The following is a 19940-nucleotide window of genomic DNA, read 5'->3' as shown; positions in this document are numbered from 1 at the left end:
CACATACAAATGTTAGCCGACTTTTTTAATTGAACCAAATTCACTGGTGTTTTTTAATTGCTAAAAATTGAAGATTCAAAGTTGCTACTTACAACGCTCAACAATAAAAACAAATAGATGAAACTTTCGGCTATATTTTGCGTTATATCCCTAGTTAAAAAAACCAATAGAAATTATGGAAAAGTTATATACAGCCTCGGTTACGGCCAAAGGCGGCCGGAATGGTCATATTAAATCCAGCGACGGAACAATAGAATTTGATGTAAGAAAACCCAGAGAAATGGGTGGCCAGGGCGGCGCCACAAATCCTGAACAATTATTTGCAGCTGCCTGGGGGCCTTGCTATTTAGGTGCACTGGCAGCTGTGGCCGAGCATGATGGGATTGATGTGTCTGAAGCAACTGTTGAGGTTCATATATCCTTCAATCAGGATGGCAATTCCTTTGTATTGTCTGCCGATCTTGACGTTCATATTCCGGGTATTGCGCCCGATGAAGCACAAAAGCTGGCTGATAAGGCGCATCGGGTATGCCCTTATTCCAAAGCTACCAAAGGTAATATTGAAGCCCGTGTAACAGCTATTTAAATAGCTGTTACCACTTCATCTTTAAGTGTATTTGCAGGTCTGCCATTTTTAAATGCATCCCTTGTTTTTAATCCCAGCAGTTCAAACATAGCCATGTCATCAATAAAAGCCGGGTTCGGTGTGGTCAGTAATTTATCACCTGCAAAAATGGAGCTCGCACCCGCCATAAAGCAAAAAGCCTGTTCCAGTGTACTCATTTCATTTCTTCCTGCCGATAAACGGACAACTGAATTTGGCATTACAATCCTTGCCGTAGCAATCATTCTTACCATATCCCAGATTGGTACACGCGGCTGATCTGCCAAAGGCGTGCCTTTTACAGGTACCAAAGCATTCACAGGAACAGATTCCGGATGTACCTCCATATTGGCCAGGGTTTGTAACATCGCAACGCGATCTTCAGTAGTTTCCCCTAAACCGATAATGCCTCCGCTGCATACCGTTAATTTTGCTTTGCGTACATTCTTAATCGTATTTAAACGGTCGTCATAAGTACGTGTAGTAATGATACGCTTATAATCTTCCTCCGACGTGTCAATGTTGTGGTTGTAAGCATATAAACCTGCATCAGCAAGTCGCTGTGCCTGGTTTTCGGTAAGCATGCCAAGGGTACAGCAAACTTCCATATCCATTTCATTTACCGCTTTGACCATTTCAATGACCCTGTCAAAATCACGGTTATCACGTACTTCGCGCCAGGCTGCACCCATGCACAAGCGTGATGCCCCTCCCTCCTTCGCTTTAACCGCTGCGCTTACCACCTGCCCCAGCTGCATTAAAGGTTGAACTTCCAGGTCTGTATGGTAACGTGCGGCTTGCGGACAATAAGAGCAGTCTTCCGCACAGCCACCGGTTTTTATAGAGATCAGAGAGCTTACCTGTACTTCATTATAGGCTGCATTTTCACGGTGTATGGTTGCAGCTTCATAAACTAAATCTAAAAACGGCTTATGGTAAATCGCTGATATTTCTTCTTTGGTCCAGTTGTGTTTAGTAGGTTGCATATAGTATATAATAGCTTTAGTTAAAGTAAAAGTTTACTTGCCAGTCCCAGCAAGAGCAAAAATCCGAAAACGTCTGTAAATGTTGTAATAATTATTGAAGATGCAATGGCCGGGTCTATGCCTACACGTTTTAATACCAGCGGAATTCCCGCTCCTGTAATCCCTGCAATCAGTAAATTGCCGGTCATGGCCAAAAAAATAACCAGGCCAAGCATTGGATTGGTATCAAAAAACAAAGCAAACATAAATACGATGATACCCGTGCAGGCCCCGTTGATCAATCCAACCGTAAGCTCTTTCAGCACCGTTCTGTAAGCCTGGTTATCGGTCAGGTCATACAAAGAGATCCTTCTTATCGTTACCGCAAGGGCTTGTGTAGCCGTATTTCCGCCCATACCGGCAATAATGGTCATGTAAGCAGGCAATACCGGTATCAGTTTTATAGTGGGTTCAAAGTGGCGGATAACAGCCGAAGCCAGAAAAGCAGTACCCAGGTTCAGGATCAGCCAGGGTAAGCGAGATTTAACCGCTTCAACCCAGTTACCGCTCAGTTCCTCATCTTCCGATACCCCGGATATTTTTAAAATGTCTTCCGTATTTTCATCCTCCAGTACGTCAATCACATCATCAAATGTAACGCGTCCCAAAAGTTTCATGTCCTTGTCCAGTACCGGAATACTGGTAATGTTATATTGGGAAATCAACCTGGCTACCTCTTCCTGGTCCGTATCCGGATATACCCAGGCCACTTCCGATTTTACCAGTTCGGTTATTTTTACATTTCCCTTGGCTTTAATGATGTCCTTTAAGGAAACGATGCCCTGAAAAACATTGTCGTCATTTACCACAAAAATGGTATAGAATTCTTCAATCTCCTCACTTTGCCTGATGATTTCCTCAATGGCGTCCTTCTTGGTCAGGTTCAGGTTAATACGGATAAATTCCGTATTCATCAAACCACCAGCTGTTTCTTCGTGGTAGCTCAGTAAATTCCTGATGTTCGAGGCATCATCCTCACTCAGGTCGGCCAGAATTTCTTTCTGCTCATGTTCTTCCAGCTGTGAAATGATGTCTGTCGCATCGTCATAATCCAGCTCTTCAACAATTTCGGTACGCTTATCGGGATGGAGCTGCAGCAGCAGTTCTTCAGGATGCGATTCTTCATGCATCTCCGAGATCACCTCCGAAGCTGTTTCTACATCCAGTAAATTGATGATCCTCTGCTTGTCCTCCTTGTTCAGATTTTCAAATAAGATCGCAATTTCAGAAGCATGATATTCCCCCAGAATAGCTTTCAGCTGTTCATCGTCACCATTTAAGGCTACCTTAATCTTAGATACATCTGTCTTGTCTAGATCAAAAGATTGCATGAGGACATAAAGGTAAGCATAATCAGTTCTATTTAAACCATCCTTTACGCCAGAAATATAGGATTTGTAACAAAGCAATGGCCCCCATTACAATCACGGTATATAAATAGCCATGTTCCTGGTACAGCTCAGGCATGTTCTGTGGCATTACTTTCCCCGTAACAGGATCCTGTATGGCAAAGTTCATCCCATATATACCCGCAATAAAAGTTAAGGGGATAAATATGGATGAAATGATGGTCAGCACCTTCATGATCTCGTTCATCCTGTTGCTGATGATGGATAGATACATATCTATATTACTGGCCGAGATCTCTTTTAAAGATTCAACAATATCGATGATCTGTATACAATGGTCATAAGCATCCCTGATAAACATTTTGGTCTGATCGGTGATCAGCCTGCTGTCACTTCTCAGCATATCGTTCAGCTTGTCCCTTTCCGGCCATACCACCCGCCTTACATTGATCAGGTTGCGCTTAACCAGCTGGGTGTCAAACATAACTGTTTTGTCCGGTTTGTCAAAAAGCCGGTCTTCTATCAGGTCCAGCTCGTCCCCCCATGAGCCCAGAATCTCAAAATAGGTGTCAATAATAATGTCCATCAGGGCATACATCAGATAGCTGCTGCCCGCAATGCGGATATTGCCTTTTCCAGCGTTTAACCTTGTACGGATGGGTTCCAGACAATCTTCATAGCCTTCCTGGAAAGTAAAAAGGGCATTTTCCATTAAAATAAAAGAAACCTGTTCATTGTCCAGGTTCTTATTCTCATCAAAATGGAGCATCCTGCTTATGGCAAAATCGTACTTGCCATATTCTTCCAGCTTCGGGCGCTGATAAGTCCTGGTAATGTCTTCCAGCACAAGCTTGCTGATCCCGAAATCATTGTTCAAAGTATCAAACATCGCTGCCGAACCAAAGCCCTTAATTTCTATCCAGTAATTGAATTCCTGGTTGGCCAGTATCCTCGACAGGTTTTCAATATTGTCCAGCTCTTTAACAGCATAATAATGGTCGTTATAACTGTGAAACCTGATCAGCGGCTGTAAAGCATGTTCATCTATATATACAACACCCGGACTGGAGCCAGCTACCGGTAAGGAATAGCGTTTGCGCTTGCGTTTATGTTTAGCTGGTTTACCCATAATCAGATCAGAGATAGTTTTTGGATTGCGGACCCTGGTTAAACAACAGATCAACGATACTTAAGTTTGGCTTAAAGCCTTGCCGGTCGTCAAAAACCTGGAAATATGGTTTAAAATCACCGGCAGCAACCTCCTGTTTAAAATGAAGCTTGGTCCTGTAATCCTGCACCACATCAGTTTCCTTATGGTACTCATTTGTAAAGGCATATGCAGGCGTTATTTTCAATTGTTTAAACAGCCAGTCCAGCAGCTGAAGGTTAAAATCAAACAGAAATTCGAACTTTTGCTGATAAAAAACCGCAAACTCATCTTCATAATATTCAAAATAGGCCGAATTCCTGTAGCAGCTTTCAAAACTTTTCCAGTGTAAGCGCTGCCAGTTAAAATCATTACTGATTTTAACATCTTTCACTTTGGTATGTACCTTTGAACCTTTCACAACCGGGATAATCAGGTCCAGATTGCCATTTGGCGAATATATCCTTGCGCGGTTCCTGTACGTTTGTTTAGGGAAATGCTCTTCCCTTTCGATTGAAAAACAGTAATCAAACGCTTTTAAACCAGAGAAATAACCTACAGGCGGAAGATAAAAAAGCGGGAATATAGCTGAACTTTGCATCTGATATTTTATGTTTGCATTCTCAATTCGCCAAATTAATGATAAAAAAAAGCTTTTCTTATATAGGAATATTTTTTTTGAACTTTTTATCACTGCTGCCCCTCTCCCTCTTATATATTTTTGCGGACCTGGCTTATTATGTCGTATATTATATCATTCCTTACCGCAAAAATGTGGTGCGTGAAAACCTCCGTAATGCTTTTCCAGAAAAACCGGCAGCAGAACTGCTGGCCATAGAAAAGGAGTTTTACCGTCACCTGATGGAGCTTGTTGTAGAAGTGGTTAAAATGAGGTCTATTTCGAAGGCTGAAATTAAAAGACGGGTCAAGTTCAGCAACCTCGACCAGATCGGATCCGTTTTTCAATCCGGGCAAAGTGTGCTGGCCTGCACCGGCCATTATGGCAATTGGGAACTCGGAATGATGGCATTGGGTATCGCACTGCCGGGTTCCGGATACGTGATCTATAAACCGCTCAACAATAAAGTATACGACAAGTGGTTTTATAACATCCGTACCCGATTTGGCAATTCATTTGTGGTCATGCGGCAAACATTAAGGGCATTGGCCAGTACCAGGAATGAACAGACCATGTTCTGTTTTGCGGGCGACCAAACCCCTGTAAAAGACGAAGCACATTACTGGATCAACTTCCTGAACCAGCCGACAGCAGTTCTTTTGGGGATCGAAAAAATAGCCCTGCAAACCAACAGACCCATATTTTATTTTAAAACAAAGCGGATAAAAAGAGGATATTATGAGATCGATTGTGTCCCGCTTTGCCTCAATCCCCAGGCAACCAAAGGACATGAGCTTACCGATATGCAATTCAGCCTTTTAGAAAAGATCATTAAAGAAGAACCCGCCTACTGGCTTTGGAGCCACAGGCGATGGAAACATAAACCAGATAACGCAGGATAATGTCAGTACCAAGTGTAGCAGTAGTCATTTTAAACTGGAACGGAAAAGCCCTGCTTCAGCAGTTTTTACCAGGTATAGTTCAGTCGCAATACCCCAATCTTCAGTTAATCCTGGGCGATAATGCCTCTACCGACGATTCCGTAGCCTTTGTAAAGGCCAGTTACCCTCAGGTAAAAGTAATCGTTAACGCCCATAATTATGGCTTTGCAGAAGGCTATGATAAACTGCTGGAACAGATTGAAGCAGATTATTATGTATTGCTCAATTCTGATGTAGAGGTACCTGCCAACTGGATCCAGCCTGTTATTGATGCTATGGAAGCCGACGCCGGCATTGCTGCTGCCCAGCCTAAAATCAAATGGCAAAAGGATAAAACACAATTTGAATATGCTGGTGCGGCTGGCGGATACCTGGACCTGTATGGTTATCCTTTTTGCAGGGGGCGGTTATTTGATACGGTAGAAAGCGACACCGGCCAGTATAACAATCAGCAGGAAATTTTCTGGGCCAGTGGTGCAGCCTTATTCATTAAAAGCAAATGCTGGAGAGCAGCCGGAGGGTTTGATGCTGATTTTTTTGCACACATGGAAGAAATAGACCTTTGCTGGCGCTTAAAAAACCTGGGTTACAAAGTGATCTATTGCCCCGATGCCGAAGTTTATCACCTGGGCGGTGGTACCTTAAATTCAAATAGCCCTTATAAAACCTATCTGAACTTTAGAAATAACCTGGTTATCATGCAAAAAAACCTGCCCTTAAACGATGCATACTTCAGGATTTTCATCCGGATGTCTCTCGATTTTATAGCCTGGCTGCATTTTCTGCTGCAAGGCAAAACACAGTTTGCCTGGGCAATAAATAAAGCACATTACCATTTTCTGCTCAACCTCTCAAAAAATGGTGCCAAAAGGACAAACAGGCAAATCAGCTTTCAACAACATACCGGCCTATACCCCTATAGTATTATATGGGCTTATTTTATCAAAAAAATAAGGTTTTTTACGCAGTTGTAAACAACAATTGTTTAGGGTTTCAGCAAGCTTTCAATAGCCAGCCTGTAGCCGTCCATGCCAAAGCCTGTCAATACGCCCTTACAGTTTTTGCCGGTCAGCGATACATGCCTGAATTCTTCCCTGGCATAAATGTTAGAGATATGTACCTCTACCACAGGTGTTTTAATGGCTGCAATGGCATCAGCAATGGCAACAGAAGTATGGGTATAAGCACCCCCGTTAATCACAATACCATCATAGCTAAAACCCACCTCATGCAGTTTATTGATCAGTTCCCCCTCTACATTGCTCTGAAAATAGTCTATTTCAATAATGCTGTATATATTGCGCAGTTCAGCCAGGTATTCTTCAAAACCCTGGTTCCCATAAATACCAGGTTCCCTAAGCCCTAAAAGGTTTAAGTTTGGGCCATTAATAATTTGTATCTTCATCATTTCAAACTTAGCCTTAAAAATTAAGAGTATAAAATTTATTTTGTGATCAGTAATCCCTATCTCAGTTCCTTTAAAAACTACCTTAAACTGGAGCGTTCGCTCTCCGGTAATTCTATTGAGGCCTATCTGGGCGACCTGAATAAACTGTCCCAGTATTTTGAATCTGTTGACCAAACACCTCAGGTAAAGGAGATTACTGGTGATGACCTGAAGCACTTTGTCAGTTGGATAAATGAGCTGGGTATGCTGCCCAGTACGCAGGCGCGTGTGGTGTCGGGCTTAAAAGCTTTCTTTAGTTTTTTAATGCTCGAAGAAATCATTACCACCGATCCTTCTGCCCTGCTCGAAAGCCCAAGGCAGGTCAAACACCTGCCGGATACACTGTCCATTCAGGAAATCAACGGAATGATCGGGGCTATCGATGCCTCAAAGCCAGAGGGCATGCGCAACAAGGCCATTTTAGAAACCCTGTACGGATGCGGATTAAGGGTTTCAGAGCTCAGCAACCTCAAAATCTCCGATGTATTTGAGGAAAATGAATTTATCCGCATCTTCGGAAAGGGAAATAAAGAGCGCCTGGTACCCATCGGTCAGACGGCCTTAAAATACATCAACATATACCTCAGGGAAAGCAGGGTGCATGTCCCCATTAAAAAAGGACATGAAGATTATATTTTCCTTAACCGTAGCGGAACCCGTTTGTCCCGCATCTCTGTTTTCAGTATCATTAAAGCCCTCGCCCTTAAATCAGGCATAAAAAAGAGCATCAGTCCCCATACCTTTCGCCACTCCTTTGCCACACATTTAATAGAAGGCGGGGCCGATTTAAGGGCTGTTCAGGAAATGCTTGGCCATTCCAGCATCACCACTACAGAAATCTATACCCATCTCGACAGGGATTATTTAAGGGGTATAATTACGGAATTTCATCCAAGAAGTTAAGGGCTATACCACCGCTGCCCGCCGGCACCTGATCATCCGGTCTTTTCCCTGCATGTCTTTTTTTAATATGATGTCTGTAAATGATTTAGCTTCCATTAGCTCAACTGTTTCTTTACCCAGATGTTCGTTTATTTCAAAAAATAAAAGGCCCCTGCCACTCAGTGTTGTCCACGCAAAATCTGCTATAGCCTCATAAAATACAAGTGGTGCTTCATTGGATACGAACAAAGCCAGGTGCGGTTCATGGTTCAGTACATGGTCCTGCATCTGCTCCTTCTCCTTTAAGGTAATGTATGGCGGATTGCTGACCACCACATCAAACTTTTGTTTTGTCGTAAATTCACGGATATCGGCCTGTATGAATTTTATATCTACCTCATTTAAAAGAGCATTACTGCCTGCAATGTCAATTGCTGCTTCAGATACATCAAGGGCAGAAACTTCAGCTTCCGGAAAGTTCTTTTTTAAAGAAACGGCAATACAGCCACTCCCGGTCCCAATGTCTATCAGGCGTAAAGCAGCGCCCGTAACGGCCTCCAGTGCGGTACTTTCCAGCACCCATGCTACCAGTTCCTCTGTCTCCGGCCTGGGTATCAGTACCGATGGCCCCAGTTTAAAAGGAAGGCCATAAAAAACCGTTTCCCCCAGCACATATTGTAAAGGCTTGCCGCTTTGCAGCTCAGTCAGTATATTTTGCAGTATAAACAGTTCCTTGCTGTCCAGTTCTTCTGTTTTTCTGAGTATATAATCCGTTCTTTTATATTGAAGTACATGCCCAATGGCCATTAAAAAAATAGCATCTGCCTCCTCTTCTCCGTAAGCCCCGCTTAAAGCGGCATTAAAATGTGCCGATAGGTCCTGTAATCTCATTGGGTAAAATTAGCGATAATTCCTAACCTGTAACCGTAATTTATTCTATTTTTGCCTTAATGACTAACGAATTATATATGCAGCGTTGCCTTGAGCTGGCCGCTATGGGGATGGGAAATGTAAGCCCTAACCCTATGGTAGGCTGCGTGATCGTAAGCAACGGAAAAATCATTGGCGAGGGTTACCATGCCCGCTTTGGCGAGGCACATGCCGAAGTCAATGCCATAAATTCAGTTGTACACAATTATGGAAATACGGCAGAAACCTTACTGGCAGCTGCTACAGCTTATGTTAGTCTGGAACCCTGCGCACATTTCGGTAAAACCCCACCCTGTGCCGATCTGCTCATCAAACACCGCATTAAAAAAGTAGTGATAGGCAATACCGATCCATTCGACGGGGTAAACGGCAAGGGCATCGAAAAGCTTAAAAATGCAGGTATTGAAGTCGTATCCGGTGTGCTTGAAGCCGAATGCAGCCAGCTTAACCGTCGTTTTTTTACCCGCATCGGGCAGCAGCGCCCCTACATCATTTTAAAATGGGCAACATCCGCAAATGGTTATTTCGCACCTGAAAACACCACACAGCAATGGATCAGCGGGCCAGAAGCTAAAAAGCTGGTCCACAAATGGCGGACAGAGGAAGATGCTGTCCTGGTTGGACGGCTTACGGCCATGGCCGATAACCCAAGGCTGACCGTCCGCGAATGGTACGGCAGAAACCCGGTAAGAATAGTGGTCGACAGGCACCTGCAGGTTCCTTCAAGCCACCATGTTTACAATAAAGAGGCAAAAACAATCATTTTCAATGAACAAAAAACCGATGTACAGGAAAACATCCATTTCATACAAATGGAAGATATGCAACATTACCTGCCGCAAAAAATAGCCTTTCAGCTGTACCTGATGGACATCGCCTCCGTAATTATAGAAGGTGGCGCCCAGGTACTCAACCAGTTTATCCAGGCCCGCTTATGGGATGAAGCAAGGGTCTTCAGGTCGGCAGTATCATGGCCGGCAGGTATCCCTTCTCCGGAATTAAATTTGCAGTCCTGTGCCATCACAGATCAGTTCCCCATCGGAAAAGATCAGTTAACGATCTATAAAAACAATCCTTCATGATATTCTTATTCTTCAGTATTTGCTGTAGCGTTACAGTCGCCGTCCTGCTCAAACTTGCCAGAAGGTATAAAATTAAAATTGTACAGGCCGTTACCTGGAATTACCTGTTTGCCATTGTGCTTAGTCTTATCTTTTACAAACCCAGCTTCAGCGAGCTGATATCGGCGCCTATAAACTCGGTTTACATTGCCCTGGGCATTTTGCTGCCTGTCGTATTCTGGTTCCTGGCGGGCTCCATAAGGGGCATCGGAATCGTAAAGACCGACATTGCCCAGCGATTGTCCCTTTTCATTCCCATCCTGGCCTCCTATTTTATCTTTAAAGAGCAGTTCAATACCATGAAAATAGCGGGACTTGCGGTTGGTTTTGTGGCCATATTTTTTACACTCTATAAAAAAACTGCACAAAAGAACCAGGGTTTAAACTGGTTATATCCTATTCTGGTATTTCTGGGTTTTGGTGTGATCGATATCCTCTTTAAAAAGATCGCCCAAATCACGGTCATCCCTTACACCAGCTCCCTCATTGTCGTATTTATCCTGGCATTTATCCTGTCGCTGGCCTCCATCTTTTACCTTTCGGTGGTTAAAAAGCAAAAACTGGAATTCATTAACTTTGTATGTGGCTGTATCCTGGGCTTTTTCAATTTCTTTAATATCCTTTTTTACCTTAAGGCCCATCGGGCAATGGCCGATAACCCATCCATTGTGTTTGCCGCCATGAATATGGGGGTCATCATTGCCGGTAGTCTGGTGGGTATCTTTATTTTTAAAGAGAAACTGAATAAGCTGAATTACTGGGGACTGTTTCTGGCACTGATGGCCATTGTACTCATTACCAATCTGATCGGCAATGCCTGGCATGCCCTAATGCTGCTGGTCAAATAGCAGCCCATCTGTTCATTTATGTTATTCGACGATACCTATAAAACCATTGCAGCTCCTTCTGAAGGGGTGTTTCGCGACCGTGGCAGCAAATTTATCGGCTATGCCTGGCCCATCCGCTCAGAAGAGGAAATAAAGCCCCTGCTGGCCGGCCTGCGTGCCGAACATGCCAAAGCCAGACATTTCTGCTGGGCGCTGCGCTTAAGTCCGGATCGCAGCATATTTCGCATTCAGGACGATGGCGAACCTTCAGGCACGGCGGGCAGGCCCATCCTGAATACCCTGCTCTCTGCCGATATCACCAATGTGTTCATCGTGGTGGTCAGGTATTTTGGCGGTACCCTGCTCGGGGTACCCGGACTGATCAATGCCTATAAAACGGCCGCTCAGGAAGCCATACAGGCCGCAAACATTGTCGAGAAAACAGTAAATGACATTTACGAGGTCAGTTTCAGTTACCTGCAAATGAACGACATCATGAAACTGGTGAAAGAAGAAAAATTGAATGTCCTTTCCCAGAACTTCGACAATTCCTGCAGCATTCAGCTTGAAATCAGAAAGTCAGGCCTCAATGCCATACTTGCTAAGATAGAGCAGATTGAAGGCGTTAAAATAAAATACCTCTTTACTGCATAAGATTTTATAGCTTTATTCCATATGGCACAAGAAATATCAGCAGCAGATTTGATCATCAACCCCGATGGCAGCATTTATCACCTGAACCTCCTGCCCGGCGATATTGCGGAAACCATCATAACCGTGGGCGATCCCGACCGTGTATCAGAAATTTCCAGGTACTTTGACAGTATAGAACTCAAAAAAGGTAAACGGGAATTCATTACCCATACCGGTTATCTGGGCAAAAAACGCCTTACTGTAGTGTCTACCGGCATAGGGACAGATAACATCGACATCGTATTCAATGAGCTGGATGCCCTGGTGAACATTGATTTCCAGAGCCGGAAGGTTAAAGAAAAGCTGAGTTCACTCAAACTCATCCGCATCGGTACATCCGGGGCCATACAAGCCGATATCCCGATGGGTACCATACTGGCTTCATCCTTTGGTATCGGAATGGATGCCCTGATGAATTATTATATCCATGAGCTGTCAGGCGATGAGCACAGTCTGCTCGACGGTATAAAAACACATTTTTCCCATTACAAAGGCATCAGCCCTTATATCACGGCAGCCGATAAGGAGCTGTTGAATACCATTGGCGGTCAGATGCAACAGGGAATAACCCTTACTGCCCCAGGCTTTTATGCCCCTCAGGGGCGACAGGTAAGGGCAAAAAATGCGGTTCCCGACCTCATCAGTCAACTCCAAAGCTTCCGGCATAACCAATACCGCATTACCAATCTTGAAATGGAGACCGCAGGTATCTATGCCCTGGCCAGGGTATTGGGACATAAAGCCCTGTCGGTAAATGCCATACTGGCCAGCAGGGTAAATTTTCAGTTTAGTCCAGATCCCCAAAAAGTGGTTAATAAAGCCATAAAAATGGTGCTCGACCAGCTTTAAGCCATTAAAAAATCCTTAAAGCATCAAACAAAACAGTCCCCTCAGCTGTTTTAGTCTATATATAATACAAATTTTATGTTAGAAAAAGCAAAAGAGAGATTTACCCTATCCATCATAAATTCATTAACCAATTACGAAACCGGCGAACTCAATACCGGCAAAAGAATCATTGCCGCTGTAGCCGGCATATACATCCTGCAAAGAGGGATCAGAACGGTCCGCAAGCACAGTCTACGTGGAATTGAAGAAATAACGCTCGGCAGCATCCTGCTTTACAGCGCCGCCAGTGGCCTCAACAAAAAGATCATTAAAAAACCTACAATACCTGCCGAAATGCGTAAAAACCAAATCCAGGGAAACGATCCCCGCTCCGAGGTCCCTGCCTTCGTTTAACTGTCAAGCCTATTTATACTAAGCCCCTCGCTTCCCATAAAATTCAGTGTCTTTAAGAGAACATAGGAAAATTTTGCCCTTCTTCAGGGCAAAGGTTTCCGGTTCGAAGAAAGATCACTTAATTTTGCCCGTCATGACAAACCTCAGCACTCCCCCATTCACAATATCGCTGTGCGTAATGCTATGTCCTTTAAGCAGTTTCCCGTTCAAATATACTTCCTTCACATACACATTCTTATCACTCTGGTTCTGCGTTTCCACCTTAAACGTTTTTCCGTTCTCCAAAGTAAGTACTGCCGATTTTATTGCCGGACTTCCCAATGAATAAACATCCGAACCTGGCGATACCGGGTAAAAGCCCAGGGCCGAGAACATATACCAGGCGCTCATCTGTCCGCAATCGTCGTTTCCACCCAATCCATCGGGTGTAGGTTTATACTGCATTTTCAAAATCATCCTTACCCTTTCCTGCGTTTTCCAGGGTTGTCCTACCCAGTTGTACAGGTATGCCACATGATGTGCCGGTTCATTGCCATGTACATAACCCCCAATAATGCCCTCACGGGTAATGTCCTCCGTTTCAGCAAAAAACTCGTCCGGCAGGTGCATCGTAAAGAGCGAATCCAGGCGTGAGGCTACCCGTTTTGCACCACCCATCAGCTCAATCATTGCTGCAGGGTCATGTGGTACAAAGAAGCTATAGTTCCAGGTATTGCCCTCAATAAAACCCTGATCGTGTGTACTCAGCGCATCAAAATCCTTTTTAAAAGAACCATCTGCCAATCTTGGGCGCATAAAACCGATGCGGGCGTCAAATACATTCTTCCAGTTGCCTGCCCTTTTTATAAAAGTAGCATAAACATCTTCCCTGCCAAGTTTTTTAGCCATCTGGGCGATACACCAATCGTCATAAGCGTATTCCAGGGTATTCGAAACCGAAGTCCGGTTATTTTCTGCGGGGATATAGCCCTTATCAATATAATCCCCGATACCTTCGTAACTGCGGTGGTTTGCAGTAGTGATACAAGCCTCCAGGGCTTTGCCAGCGTCGCCGTTATAAACACCCTTAACCACTGCATCAGCAATAACCGACACGCTATGGTAGCCGCTCATGCACCAGTTGTCGTTGGCGTAGTGCGACCATATTGGCAGCATTTTTAAAGTACTCTGGTCGTAATGGGCCAGCATAGACTTTACAATATCATTGTTGCGCGATGGCTGCATGATGTTCAGAAAAGGATGCAGCGCCCTGTAAGTATCCCAAAGGGAAAAGGTCGTATAGTTTACAAACCCATCTGCCCGGTGCACATTCTGGTCCAGGCCCTTATATTCCCCGTTCACATCCGTATAATTGGTAGGATTGATGAAAGCATGGTACATGGCCGTATAAAAATTGGCCTTATCATCCTCAGCCGCATCAAGGGCAATTTTGTTCAGTTCTTTGTTCCATTTATTCTGGGCCTGCTGCTTCAGCTTGTCAAAATCCCAACCCGGGGCTTCGGCCTTCATGTTTTCCAGTGCGTTAGCCTGACTCACCGGCGAAAGCGCAAACTTTACCTGCACCTGCTCCCCTTCAGCCGTCTCAAAATCAAAATACATCCTGATCCTTTTGCCTGCTATTTCAGGAAAATTCCTGGTCTGGTCAAATTTTCTCCAGAAACCCTTATACACCTGTGGCGCATCGAAATTCTTTTGTCCGTAGCCCTTAAAAGGCTTGGAAAACGACATGGCAAAATACACCGTACGCGTCCGTGCCCAGCCATTGGTTTGCCGGTACCCGGTAACCAGCGTATCATTTACCACCCTTACAAAAGTCCATACGTTTTTGTCATCATAATTGTAAATGCCCGACATCAGGTCTAAAATTATATGCGAATCCGGCGTTCCGGCAGCAGATTTCGGGAAAGTATAGCGGTGCATCCCTACCCGTTCCGTAGCTGTCAGTTCAGCTAAAATTCCATGATCATCCAGTTTTACCCTGTAATAACCAGCTTCAGCACGCTCATTGGCATGCGAAAAAGCAGAGCGGAAACCACTGCCTGGCTGATCTGCAGTTCCAGGGTTCAGCTTCAGCCTGCCCTGTGTAGGCATGATCAGAAAATCACCCAAATCTGAATGTCCTGTTCCACTGAAATGCGTATGGCTAAAGCCTACTATCGTTTTATCCTCATATTTATAACCGGCACAATATTTATATACATCCCCATTGTACTTTCCATTCAGTTCATAAGAAAGTGTATCTGTATCCGGACTCAATTGTACCGCCCCAAAAGGCACCGTTGCCCCCGGATACGTATGCCCCATTTTCTGTGTGCCGATAATCGGCTTCACATATTTAACCAGGTTTTGCTGGGCAAAACCCCTAACCGGTAAAAGCAAATCCAGCAGAAATAATATTCCCCCGGAAAACAACAATGAACGGCTCAATACAGCTTTCTTCATATCAAAATTATAGCTAAAAACAAAAAGCCTAATGTATAAAAATCTTTACTGTTTTCGCACACAATTGTAATTATGTTATAAAAATCGCTATAAAACCAGTCTCTGTTTCTCAGCCTATCCCCCTCGCTTTCCATAAAATTTGGTGTCTTTAAGAGAACATAGGAAAATTTTGCCCTTCCTTCAGGGCAAAGGTTTCCAGTTCGAAGATAGATCACCAAATATTAATTTGACAGCACCATTAGATTTTTCCCCATAAAATCCCTTATTTTTGCGCCTTACATTTAATTACCGGGCCTTGAACCCGGCCTATATTAAAAACAATGAGTAAAAAAGGCAGAATATTGGTAGCCATGAGTGGCGGGGTCGACAGTTCGGTAGCAGCAGTAATGCTCCATGAACAAGGTTATGAAGTCATTGGTTTAACCATGAAAACCTGGGATTATGCCACCTCAGGAAGCAGTAGCAAAGAAACCGGCTGCTGCAGTCTCGACAGCATCAACGATGCCCGTACCCTTGCGGTAAACTACGGCTTCCCCCATTATATATTAGACATCAGGGACGAGTTTGGCGATTTCGTGATCGATAACTTTGTCGACGAATACCTTGCCGGCCGTACCCCTAACCCATGTGTATTGTGTAATACCCATATCAAATGGGAAGCCCTGTTAAAACGTGCCAACAAGCTCGATTGCGAATTTATCGCGACCGGGCATTATGCCAATATCCGTCAGCAGGACAGCGGAAGGTATGTCATTTCCAAAGGAAAAGACGAAAATAAAGACCAGTCTTACGTACTCTGGGGTGTATCCCAGGAAAACCTGTCAAGAACCCAGTTCCCATTAGGTTCCTTTGCCAAATCAGAGATCAGACAAATGGCCCTGGATATGGGACAGGAAGAACTGGCTAAAAAAAGCGAAAGCTACGAGATCTGCTTTGTACCCGATAACGATTACCGGGCCTTTTTAAAACACAAAGTGGAAGACCTGGAGCAGCGCGTTGCCGGTGGCAATTTCATTACCAGCAACGGAATGGTGGTTGGTCAGCATAAAGGTTATCCTTTTTATACAATCGGGCAAAGAAAAGGTCTTGGTATCGCCTTTGGCGAACCCATGTTTGTGACCCAGATCCTGCCCGAAAGCAATACTGTAGTATTGGGCAGGGCCGATGAACTGGAACGTAAAGAAGCAATGGTCAGGAACCTCAATCTGGTGAAATACGAAAGTATACATGAACCAATGGATAACGTGGTTACCAAAATCCGTTATAAAGATGCAGGTATGCTGAGTACCATTGTACAGGAAAAAGACAAGATGCGTGTGGTCTTCGATCACAATGTCTCTGCTATAGCACCCGGACAATCCGCAGTTTTCTATGAGGGGAACGACCTGTTAGGCGGCGGTTTCCTTTGCTAAGGATAATTAGCTATCTAATTCATTTGAAATAATATAAGGTGAAGCGGTTTTAATCCGCTTGCCTTTATATCGTTCAAAATAATAATCTATTCTACCCAGATTGATACCCGCAAAGCCAACCTGGTTAATGGTAGTAATCCGACCGCTTAAGTTTTGTACATCTTCAGGCTGATCCATAAAAGTATGCGTATGCCCACCAATAATCAGATCTATGTTCTTATTGTTTTTTGCCAATACCTGATCCGATACTTTGTTAGCAGCATATTTATAACCCAAATGAGATAAGCATATTATCAAATCACATTTCAAATCTTGCTTTAGCAAATCAGCCATTTCATTGGCTTTTGCAATAGGATCAATAAAAACAGTATCACCGTAGTTTTTACCCTCAACCAAACCTTTCAGTTCAATACCAATTCCAAATACCCCAATCTTTAGTCCTTCTTTTTTAAAGAGCTTATAAGGTTGCGTACTACCCTTAAGCAGGGTATTGGAGAAATCGTAATTGCTACACAATATTGGAAAATTAGCATGGGGCAATTGCTTATGAAAGCCCGCCAGTCCGTTGTCAAAATCGTGGTTGCCCATTGTAGCAGCATCATAGCCCATGGCGGTCATCAGTTTCATTTCCAGTTCCCCGCCAAATTTGTTAAAATAAGGTGTGCCCTGAAAAATATCACCGGCATCCAGCAACAGCACATTTTTTTCCTTTGCCCTTATGCTACTGATCAGGCCAGCACGTCTTGCTGTGCCCCCTAAACCCTGGTTCCGCGAACCATCCATCGGAAAAGGCTCTATCCGGCTGTGTACATCGTTGGTATGTAAAATGCACAGCTTAACCAGGTCCCCTGCTGCAAAAGCATCATAGGCCTTAAAATTTAACGCAAAAGCGGTGGCAGCCACTCCAGCAGTCCTGATAAAATTCCTGCGGTTAATCTTTAGTAATTCTTCCATCCAGTTTCGCATTAATTGTTTTGCCTGCGGCACCTTGTTCCTTCACATAATTGATCAGGGCATCCCTCACCTTCAGCCCCAATACTTTTTTCTCCAGCGGGTTTTTAAATCCCAGGGCATTGTCGCCACCACCAGCAATGTAATCAGAGGTCAGCACCCGGTAAGTTTTTTCCGGATCAAAGGCTTTTCCCTGAATAAATACTTCTACAGGCTTTTTGTCTGCTATTTTCAGGCGTATACCTGCAACTGGCTGTCCGTTTGTAGCGGCAATAAAGTTGATCAGTTGCTGCACATCTGTACCTTTTAAAGTAAAGGCTACCAGTTCATTTTCAAAAGGCATCAGTTCAAACATATTTGATAACTTAATGGCACCTTTGGGTAAATCTACCCTTATACCCCCTTTTGTTGAAGGCATAGAAAAATCAATTGAGGGGTCATATTTTAAAGCCTGCTGCATCACTGCGTCCGAGAAAAAATTACCCAGTACCGTTTCCGGCTGGTCATTGTTTTTGTTCATGGCCATTTCCGAATAGCCCAGAACCTGGTTCATCTCATCATCCAGCTGCTGCTTATAGGGCTGGTAGGTTTTAATAACGCTACTATCGGGCAAAACGGCTTTGTCAATCGCATAATCAGCGCGGTTGGCCTTTACCAGTTTATAACCGGAAGAGCAGGAAGCCAGGCTTAAGCCCAGCAGTAAAACGAAATGAGCAGTGAAATGCCAGGTGTAATGTTTACAGGTTTTTGGTAATATTTTCATCCAGTGGTTTCACTTTAGAACGGAAACGGTGTACCAGCTGCCCCTTTTCATTGATCAGGAATTTTTCAAAGTTCCAGTTGATATCGCCTGTAAAATCAGGATTTTCAGCTGTTGTAAGGTACTTAAACAAAGGTGTAATGTCATTTCCTTTTACACTGCTCTTTTCAGCCAGCAAAAAGTCGACATTGTACTTTCCGGTACAAAACTCCTTGATCTCGCTATTGGTAGCCAGTTCCTGTCCACCAAAATTGCCTGCCGGGAAACCGATCAGCACCACTTTGTTGCCGTATTGCTTGTGCAGCTTTTCCAGGTCCTCATATTGCGGGGTATACCCACATTTTGAAGCTGTGTTTACAATAAGGATCTTTTTACCCTTAAATTTCGAAAGTTTTACTTCCTTGCCATCAATGGTCTTAAAAGAAAAATCGTATACACTTTTGGCCGGAGGCGTAAAAAAGAGGTTCAGTATTATTAGTAATAAGTTCATAATTGTATATTTTAATTATATACGAAGATAAATAGAATTAAACTATAATTTTAATTTATCTACATCTCTCCATACTGAGGCCAGCTTACCATGAGGCACAATGACGCCCGGGCTGCGGATAAATTCACCAGGCGTAATTATGGCTCCGCATAAGCCGGCCGGGTTAAATTCTTTGTTGTTCTTAATCACGCTAATGTTGTCTTTTAAAGTGGAATATCCCAGTTTCATCCCCATCACACATAAGCAGCCATCAGGAACTTCGAAGGTAAAATTGTGCGCTGGTACCTGCGGCTGGTCTGTATTTACTTCCAGCACCTGAAAAACCCTCGACTTATGTACGCCCTGTTCCAGATTATAAAAGGCCAGGGCTACTGTAATTTCGCAGAAGTTGCAGGCTGCGGGGAATTTAAGTTGTTCATTGATTTCCATTGCCGGAAGGCTTAGGCTGAGCTGGTTGCCGGCTAAAGTAAGCTGCGGTTCTACCCAGAGGCTTTTGGCCAGGGGTGATTTGGCATTAAATTCAAAACCTGCAAGCCTCGAAAAACTGTCTTCATTAAAAGTATATTGTTTTGTAGCTTTGTTGTAACACTGTTCCAGTATTTCTCGGTTCTGTGTAGTGAGGCGGTTAACCATAGCACCGTCGTAAAAACCACCAAACAACAAAGACAGATCGGTCCGGATGGCCTTAGATAAGGTACTGGCTTTAGCAAATATGTTTGCTGTGGTTTTTGAAGCCTCGGTTTGTTTACCCGGGTGTGGCCCTTTTTGTACAATTGTGATCCCATTTCGGCCTTTTTTAAAGACCAGGTTGCCGATCAGGCCAATGATTTGTTTTCCATCAAATTTTCCCATTTCAGTTTTTTTAAGTTATAAATAAGTTCAGGAGTGCACATGCCTGGTTTTACATGCATTTGTGCTGCTCCTATTGTTAATTTACAGTTAACCCAGGCTAAGCCCACCTTTTTTCAGAAAAAACGTGGGCTCACTGTGGGCTGACTGTGGCCTCACTGTGGGTGCAGTACGAACGCATCTAAAGCGATGTTGAAACGCAGACGAAA

Annotated in this window: 21 protein-coding genes; 10 read left to right on the top strand and 11 right to left on the bottom strand. The window is 43.9% G+C overall.

Going from position 1 to position 19940, the window contains the following annotated elements; all coding sequences use genetic code 11:
* Window positions 1-175 precede the first annotated feature (175 nt).
* Window positions 176-586: an organic hydroperoxide resistance protein gene (locus tag HDC92_RS21955; RefSeq protein WP_015807984.1), complete on the top strand. Its 411-nt coding sequence runs from the start codon at window positions 176-178 to the stop codon at window positions 584-586.
* Here the strand turns inward: HDC92_RS21955 and bioB are convergent.
* The 4 genes from bioB to HDC92_RS21935 are packed head-to-tail and all read right to left on the bottom strand — an operon-like array spanning window position 583 to window position 4726.
* On the bottom strand, window positions 583-1590 hold the full coding sequence (gene bioB / locus HDC92_RS21950) for a biotin synthase BioB (RefSeq protein WP_183877116.1): 1008 nt from the start codon (window positions 1588-1590) through the stop codon (window positions 583-585). The genes HDC92_RS21955 and bioB overlap by 4 nt on opposite strands.
* A gap of 20 nt (window positions 1591-1610) precedes the next feature.
* Window positions 1611-2960: a magnesium transporter gene (gene mgtE / locus HDC92_RS21945; RefSeq protein ID WP_015807986.1), complete on the bottom strand. Its 1350-nt coding sequence runs from the start codon at window positions 2958-2960 to the stop codon at window positions 1611-1613.
* Between the two features lie 28 nt (window positions 2961-2988).
* Window positions 2989-4107 (bottom strand): magnesium/cobalt transporter CorA, encoded by a 1119-nt coding sequence (gene corA / locus HDC92_RS21940; protein WP_015807987.1) that lies wholly within the window; start codon window positions 4105-4107, stop codon window positions 2989-2991.
* A 7-nt stretch (window positions 4108-4114) separates the two neighbouring features.
* Complete coding sequence (locus HDC92_RS21935; RefSeq protein ID WP_183877115.1) at window positions 4115-4726, bottom strand: WbqC family protein; 612 nt, start codon at window positions 4724-4726, stop codon at window positions 4115-4117.
* A gap of 77 nt (window positions 4727-4803) precedes the next feature.
* Between HDC92_RS21935 and HDC92_RS21930 the strand changes: the two genes are divergently transcribed.
* Window positions 4804-5646, top strand: coding sequence for a lysophospholipid acyltransferase family protein (locus HDC92_RS21930; protein WP_238326467.1), 843 nt, complete (start codon window positions 4804-4806; stop codon window positions 5644-5646).
* The gene (locus tag HDC92_RS21925) at window positions 5646-6659 is read left to right on the top strand and encodes a glycosyltransferase family 2 protein (protein ID WP_183877114.1); all 1014 of its coding nucleotides are present in this window, start codon (window positions 5646-5648) and stop codon (window positions 6657-6659) included. Before HDC92_RS21930 ends, HDC92_RS21925 begins: the two co-directional genes overlap by 1 nt.
* 11 nt (window positions 6660-6670) lie before the next feature.
* Here HDC92_RS21925 and aroQ read toward each other — a convergent pair whose 3' ends face one another.
* Window positions 6671-7090 (bottom strand): type II 3-dehydroquinate dehydratase, encoded by a 420-nt coding sequence (aroQ, locus tag HDC92_RS21920; RefSeq protein ID WP_221271000.1) that lies wholly within the window; start codon window positions 7088-7090, stop codon window positions 6671-6673.
* Between the two features lie 45 nt (window positions 7091-7135).
* On the opposite strand from aroQ, the gene xerD reads away from it, so the two are divergent.
* Window positions 7136-8035 carry a site-specific tyrosine recombinase XerD gene (gene xerD, locus HDC92_RS21915; protein ID WP_015807992.1) on the top strand — a complete coding sequence of 300 codons (900 nt, stop codon included), beginning with the start codon at window positions 7136-7138 and terminating at the stop codon, window positions 8033-8035.
* A gap of 3 nt (window positions 8036-8038) precedes the next feature.
* Here xerD and prmC read toward each other — a convergent pair whose 3' ends face one another.
* Window positions 8039-8905, bottom strand: a complete 867-nt coding sequence (gene prmC / locus HDC92_RS21910) for a peptide chain release factor N(5)-glutamine methyltransferase (protein ID WP_183877112.1) — start codon at window positions 8903-8905, stop codon at window positions 8039-8041.
* Window positions 8906-8964: 59 nt separating this feature from the next.
* Here prmC and ribD point away from each other — a divergent pair, with 59 nt between their 5' ends.
* The 5 genes from ribD (at window position 8965) to HDC92_RS21885 (ending at window position 12827) form a co-directional block, all read left to right on the top strand.
* A complete protein-coding gene (gene ribD, locus HDC92_RS21905) occupies window positions 8965-10026 on the top strand; it encodes a bifunctional diaminohydroxyphosphoribosylaminopyrimidine deaminase/5-amino-6-(5-phosphoribosylamino)uracil reductase RibD (RefSeq protein ID WP_183877111.1) in 1062 nt (353 codons plus the stop codon).
* Window positions 10023-10913: an EamA/RhaT family transporter gene (locus HDC92_RS21900; RefSeq protein WP_183877110.1), complete on the top strand. Its 891-nt coding sequence runs from the start codon at window positions 10023-10025 to the stop codon at window positions 10911-10913. The genes ribD and HDC92_RS21900 overlap by 4 nt, the downstream gene beginning before the upstream one ends.
* A gap of 18 nt (window positions 10914-10931) precedes the next feature.
* Window positions 10932-11546: an IMPACT family protein gene (locus tag HDC92_RS21895; protein WP_183877109.1), complete on the top strand. Its 615-nt coding sequence runs from the start codon at window positions 10932-10934 to the stop codon at window positions 11544-11546.
* 21 nt (window positions 11547-11567) lie between these two features.
* Entirely contained in the window at window positions 11568-12434 is an 867-nt protein-coding gene (locus HDC92_RS21890; RefSeq protein ID WP_183877108.1) for a nucleoside phosphorylase, read from the top strand.
* Between the two features lie 75 nt (window positions 12435-12509).
* Window positions 12510-12827, top strand: a complete 318-nt coding sequence (locus tag HDC92_RS21885) for a hypothetical protein (RefSeq protein WP_015807998.1) — start codon at window positions 12510-12512, stop codon at window positions 12825-12827.
* 114 nt (window positions 12828-12941) lie between these two features.
* On the opposite strand, the gene HDC92_RS21880 is transcribed toward HDC92_RS21885, so the two are convergent.
* On the bottom strand, window positions 12942-15269 hold the full coding sequence (locus HDC92_RS21880; RefSeq protein ID WP_221270999.1) for a GH92 family glycosyl hydrolase: 2328 nt from the start codon (window positions 15267-15269) through the stop codon (window positions 12942-12944).
* Window positions 15270-15589: 320 nt separating this feature from the next.
* Here HDC92_RS21880 and mnmA point away from each other — a divergent pair, with 320 nt between their 5' ends.
* The gene (mnmA, locus tag HDC92_RS21875) at window positions 15590-16681 is read left to right on the top strand and encodes a tRNA 2-thiouridine(34) synthase MnmA (RefSeq protein WP_015808001.1); all 1092 of its coding nucleotides are present in this window, start codon (window positions 15590-15592) and stop codon (window positions 16679-16681) included.
* 6 nt (window positions 16682-16687) lie between these two features.
* On the opposite strand, the gene HDC92_RS21870 is transcribed toward mnmA, so the two are convergent.
* Genes HDC92_RS21870 through HDC92_RS21855 form a run of 4 tightly spaced genes read right to left on the bottom strand, consistent with a single transcriptional unit; the run spans window position 16688 to window position 19734 of the window.
* Window positions 16688-17635, bottom strand: coding sequence for a bifunctional metallophosphatase/5'-nucleotidase (locus HDC92_RS21870; RefSeq protein WP_183877107.1), 948 nt, complete (start codon window positions 17633-17635; stop codon window positions 16688-16690).
* Window positions 17613-18395, bottom strand: a complete 783-nt coding sequence (locus HDC92_RS21865; RefSeq protein ID WP_183877106.1) for a 5'-nucleotidase C-terminal domain-containing protein — start codon at window positions 18393-18395, stop codon at window positions 17613-17615. The genes HDC92_RS21870 and HDC92_RS21865 overlap by 23 nt, the downstream gene beginning before the upstream one ends.
* Window positions 18370-18882 carry a glutathione peroxidase gene (locus tag HDC92_RS21860; RefSeq protein ID WP_015808004.1) on the bottom strand — a complete coding sequence of 171 codons (513 nt, stop codon included), beginning with the start codon at window positions 18880-18882 and terminating at the stop codon, window positions 18370-18372. The genes HDC92_RS21865 and HDC92_RS21860 overlap by 26 nt, the downstream gene beginning before the upstream one ends.
* Before the next feature lie 42 nt (window positions 18883-18924).
* Window positions 18925-19734, bottom strand: coding sequence for a hypothetical protein (locus tag HDC92_RS21855; protein ID WP_183877105.1), 810 nt, complete (start codon window positions 19732-19734; stop codon window positions 18925-18927).
* Between the last annotated feature and the right edge of the window lie 206 nt (window positions 19735-19940).

Source organism: Pedobacter sp. AK017 (assembly GCF_014200825.1).
In the GTDB taxonomy this organism is placed as follows: domain Bacteria; phylum Bacteroidota; class Bacteroidia; order Sphingobacteriales; family Sphingobacteriaceae; genus Pedobacter; species Pedobacter heparinus.
Note: the sequence above shows the minus strand (reverse complement) of the source record. Positions and strands in the feature narration are given on the sequence as shown.

Coding starts and splice junctions, on each gene's coding strand:
- HDC92_RS21925 (WP_183877114.1), top strand. CDS start 5,646: ATGTCAGTACCAAGTGTAGCAGTAGTCATTTTAAACTGGAACGGAAAA.
- HDC92_RS21865 (WP_183877106.1), bottom strand. CDS start 18,395: ATGAAAATATTACCAAAAACCTGTAAACATTACACCTGGCATTTCACT.
- HDC92_RS21890 (WP_183877108.1), top strand. CDS start 11,568: ATGGCACAAGAAATATCAGCAGCAGATTTGATCATCAACCCCGATGGC.
- mgtE (WP_015807986.1), bottom strand. CDS start 2,960: ATGCAATCTTTTGATCTAGACAAGACAGATGTATCTAAGATTAAGGTA.
- HDC92_RS21870 (WP_183877107.1), bottom strand. CDS start 17,635: ATGGAAGAATTACTAAAGATTAACCGCAGGAATTTTATCAGGACTGCT.
- bioB (WP_183877116.1), bottom strand. CDS start 1,590: ATGCAACCTACTAAACACAACTGGACCAAAGAAGAAATATCAGCGATT.
- prmC (WP_183877112.1), bottom strand. CDS start 8,905: ATGAGATTACAGGACCTATCGGCACATTTTAATGCCGCTTTAAGCGGG.
- HDC92_RS21855 (WP_183877105.1), bottom strand. CDS start 19,734: ATGGGAAAATTTGATGGAAAACAAATCATTGGCCTGATCGGCAACCTG.
- aroQ (WP_221271000.1), bottom strand. CDS start 7,090: ATGAAGATACAAATTATTAATGGCCCAAACTTAAACCTTTTAGGGCTT.
- HDC92_RS21935 (WP_183877115.1), bottom strand. CDS start 4,726: ATGCAAAGTTCAGCTATATTCCCGCTTTTTTATCTTCCGCCTGTAGGT.
- HDC92_RS21955 (WP_015807984.1), top strand. CDS start 176: ATGGAAAAGTTATATACAGCCTCGGTTACGGCCAAAGGCGGCCGGAAT.
- HDC92_RS21880 (WP_221270999.1), bottom strand. CDS start 15,269: ATGAAGAAAGCTGTATTGAGCCGTTCATTGTTGTTTTCCGGGGGAATA.
- HDC92_RS21895 (WP_183877109.1), top strand. CDS start 10,932: ATGTTATTCGACGATACCTATAAAACCATTGCAGCTCCTTCTGAAGGG.
- ribD (WP_183877111.1), top strand. CDS start 8,965: ATGACTAACGAATTATATATGCAGCGTTGCCTTGAGCTGGCCGCTATG.
- HDC92_RS21860 (WP_015808004.1), bottom strand. CDS start 18,882: ATGAACTTATTACTAATAATACTGAACCTCTTTTTTACGCCTCCGGCC.
- mnmA (WP_015808001.1), top strand. CDS start 15,590: ATGAGTAAAAAAGGCAGAATATTGGTAGCCATGAGTGGCGGGGTCGAC.
- HDC92_RS21885 (WP_015807998.1), top strand. CDS start 12,510: ATGTTAGAAAAAGCAAAAGAGAGATTTACCCTATCCATCATAAATTCA.
- HDC92_RS21900 (WP_183877110.1), top strand. CDS start 10,023: ATGATATTCTTATTCTTCAGTATTTGCTGTAGCGTTACAGTCGCCGTC.
- corA (WP_015807987.1), bottom strand. CDS start 4,107: ATGGGTAAACCAGCTAAACATAAACGCAAGCGCAAACGCTATTCCTTA.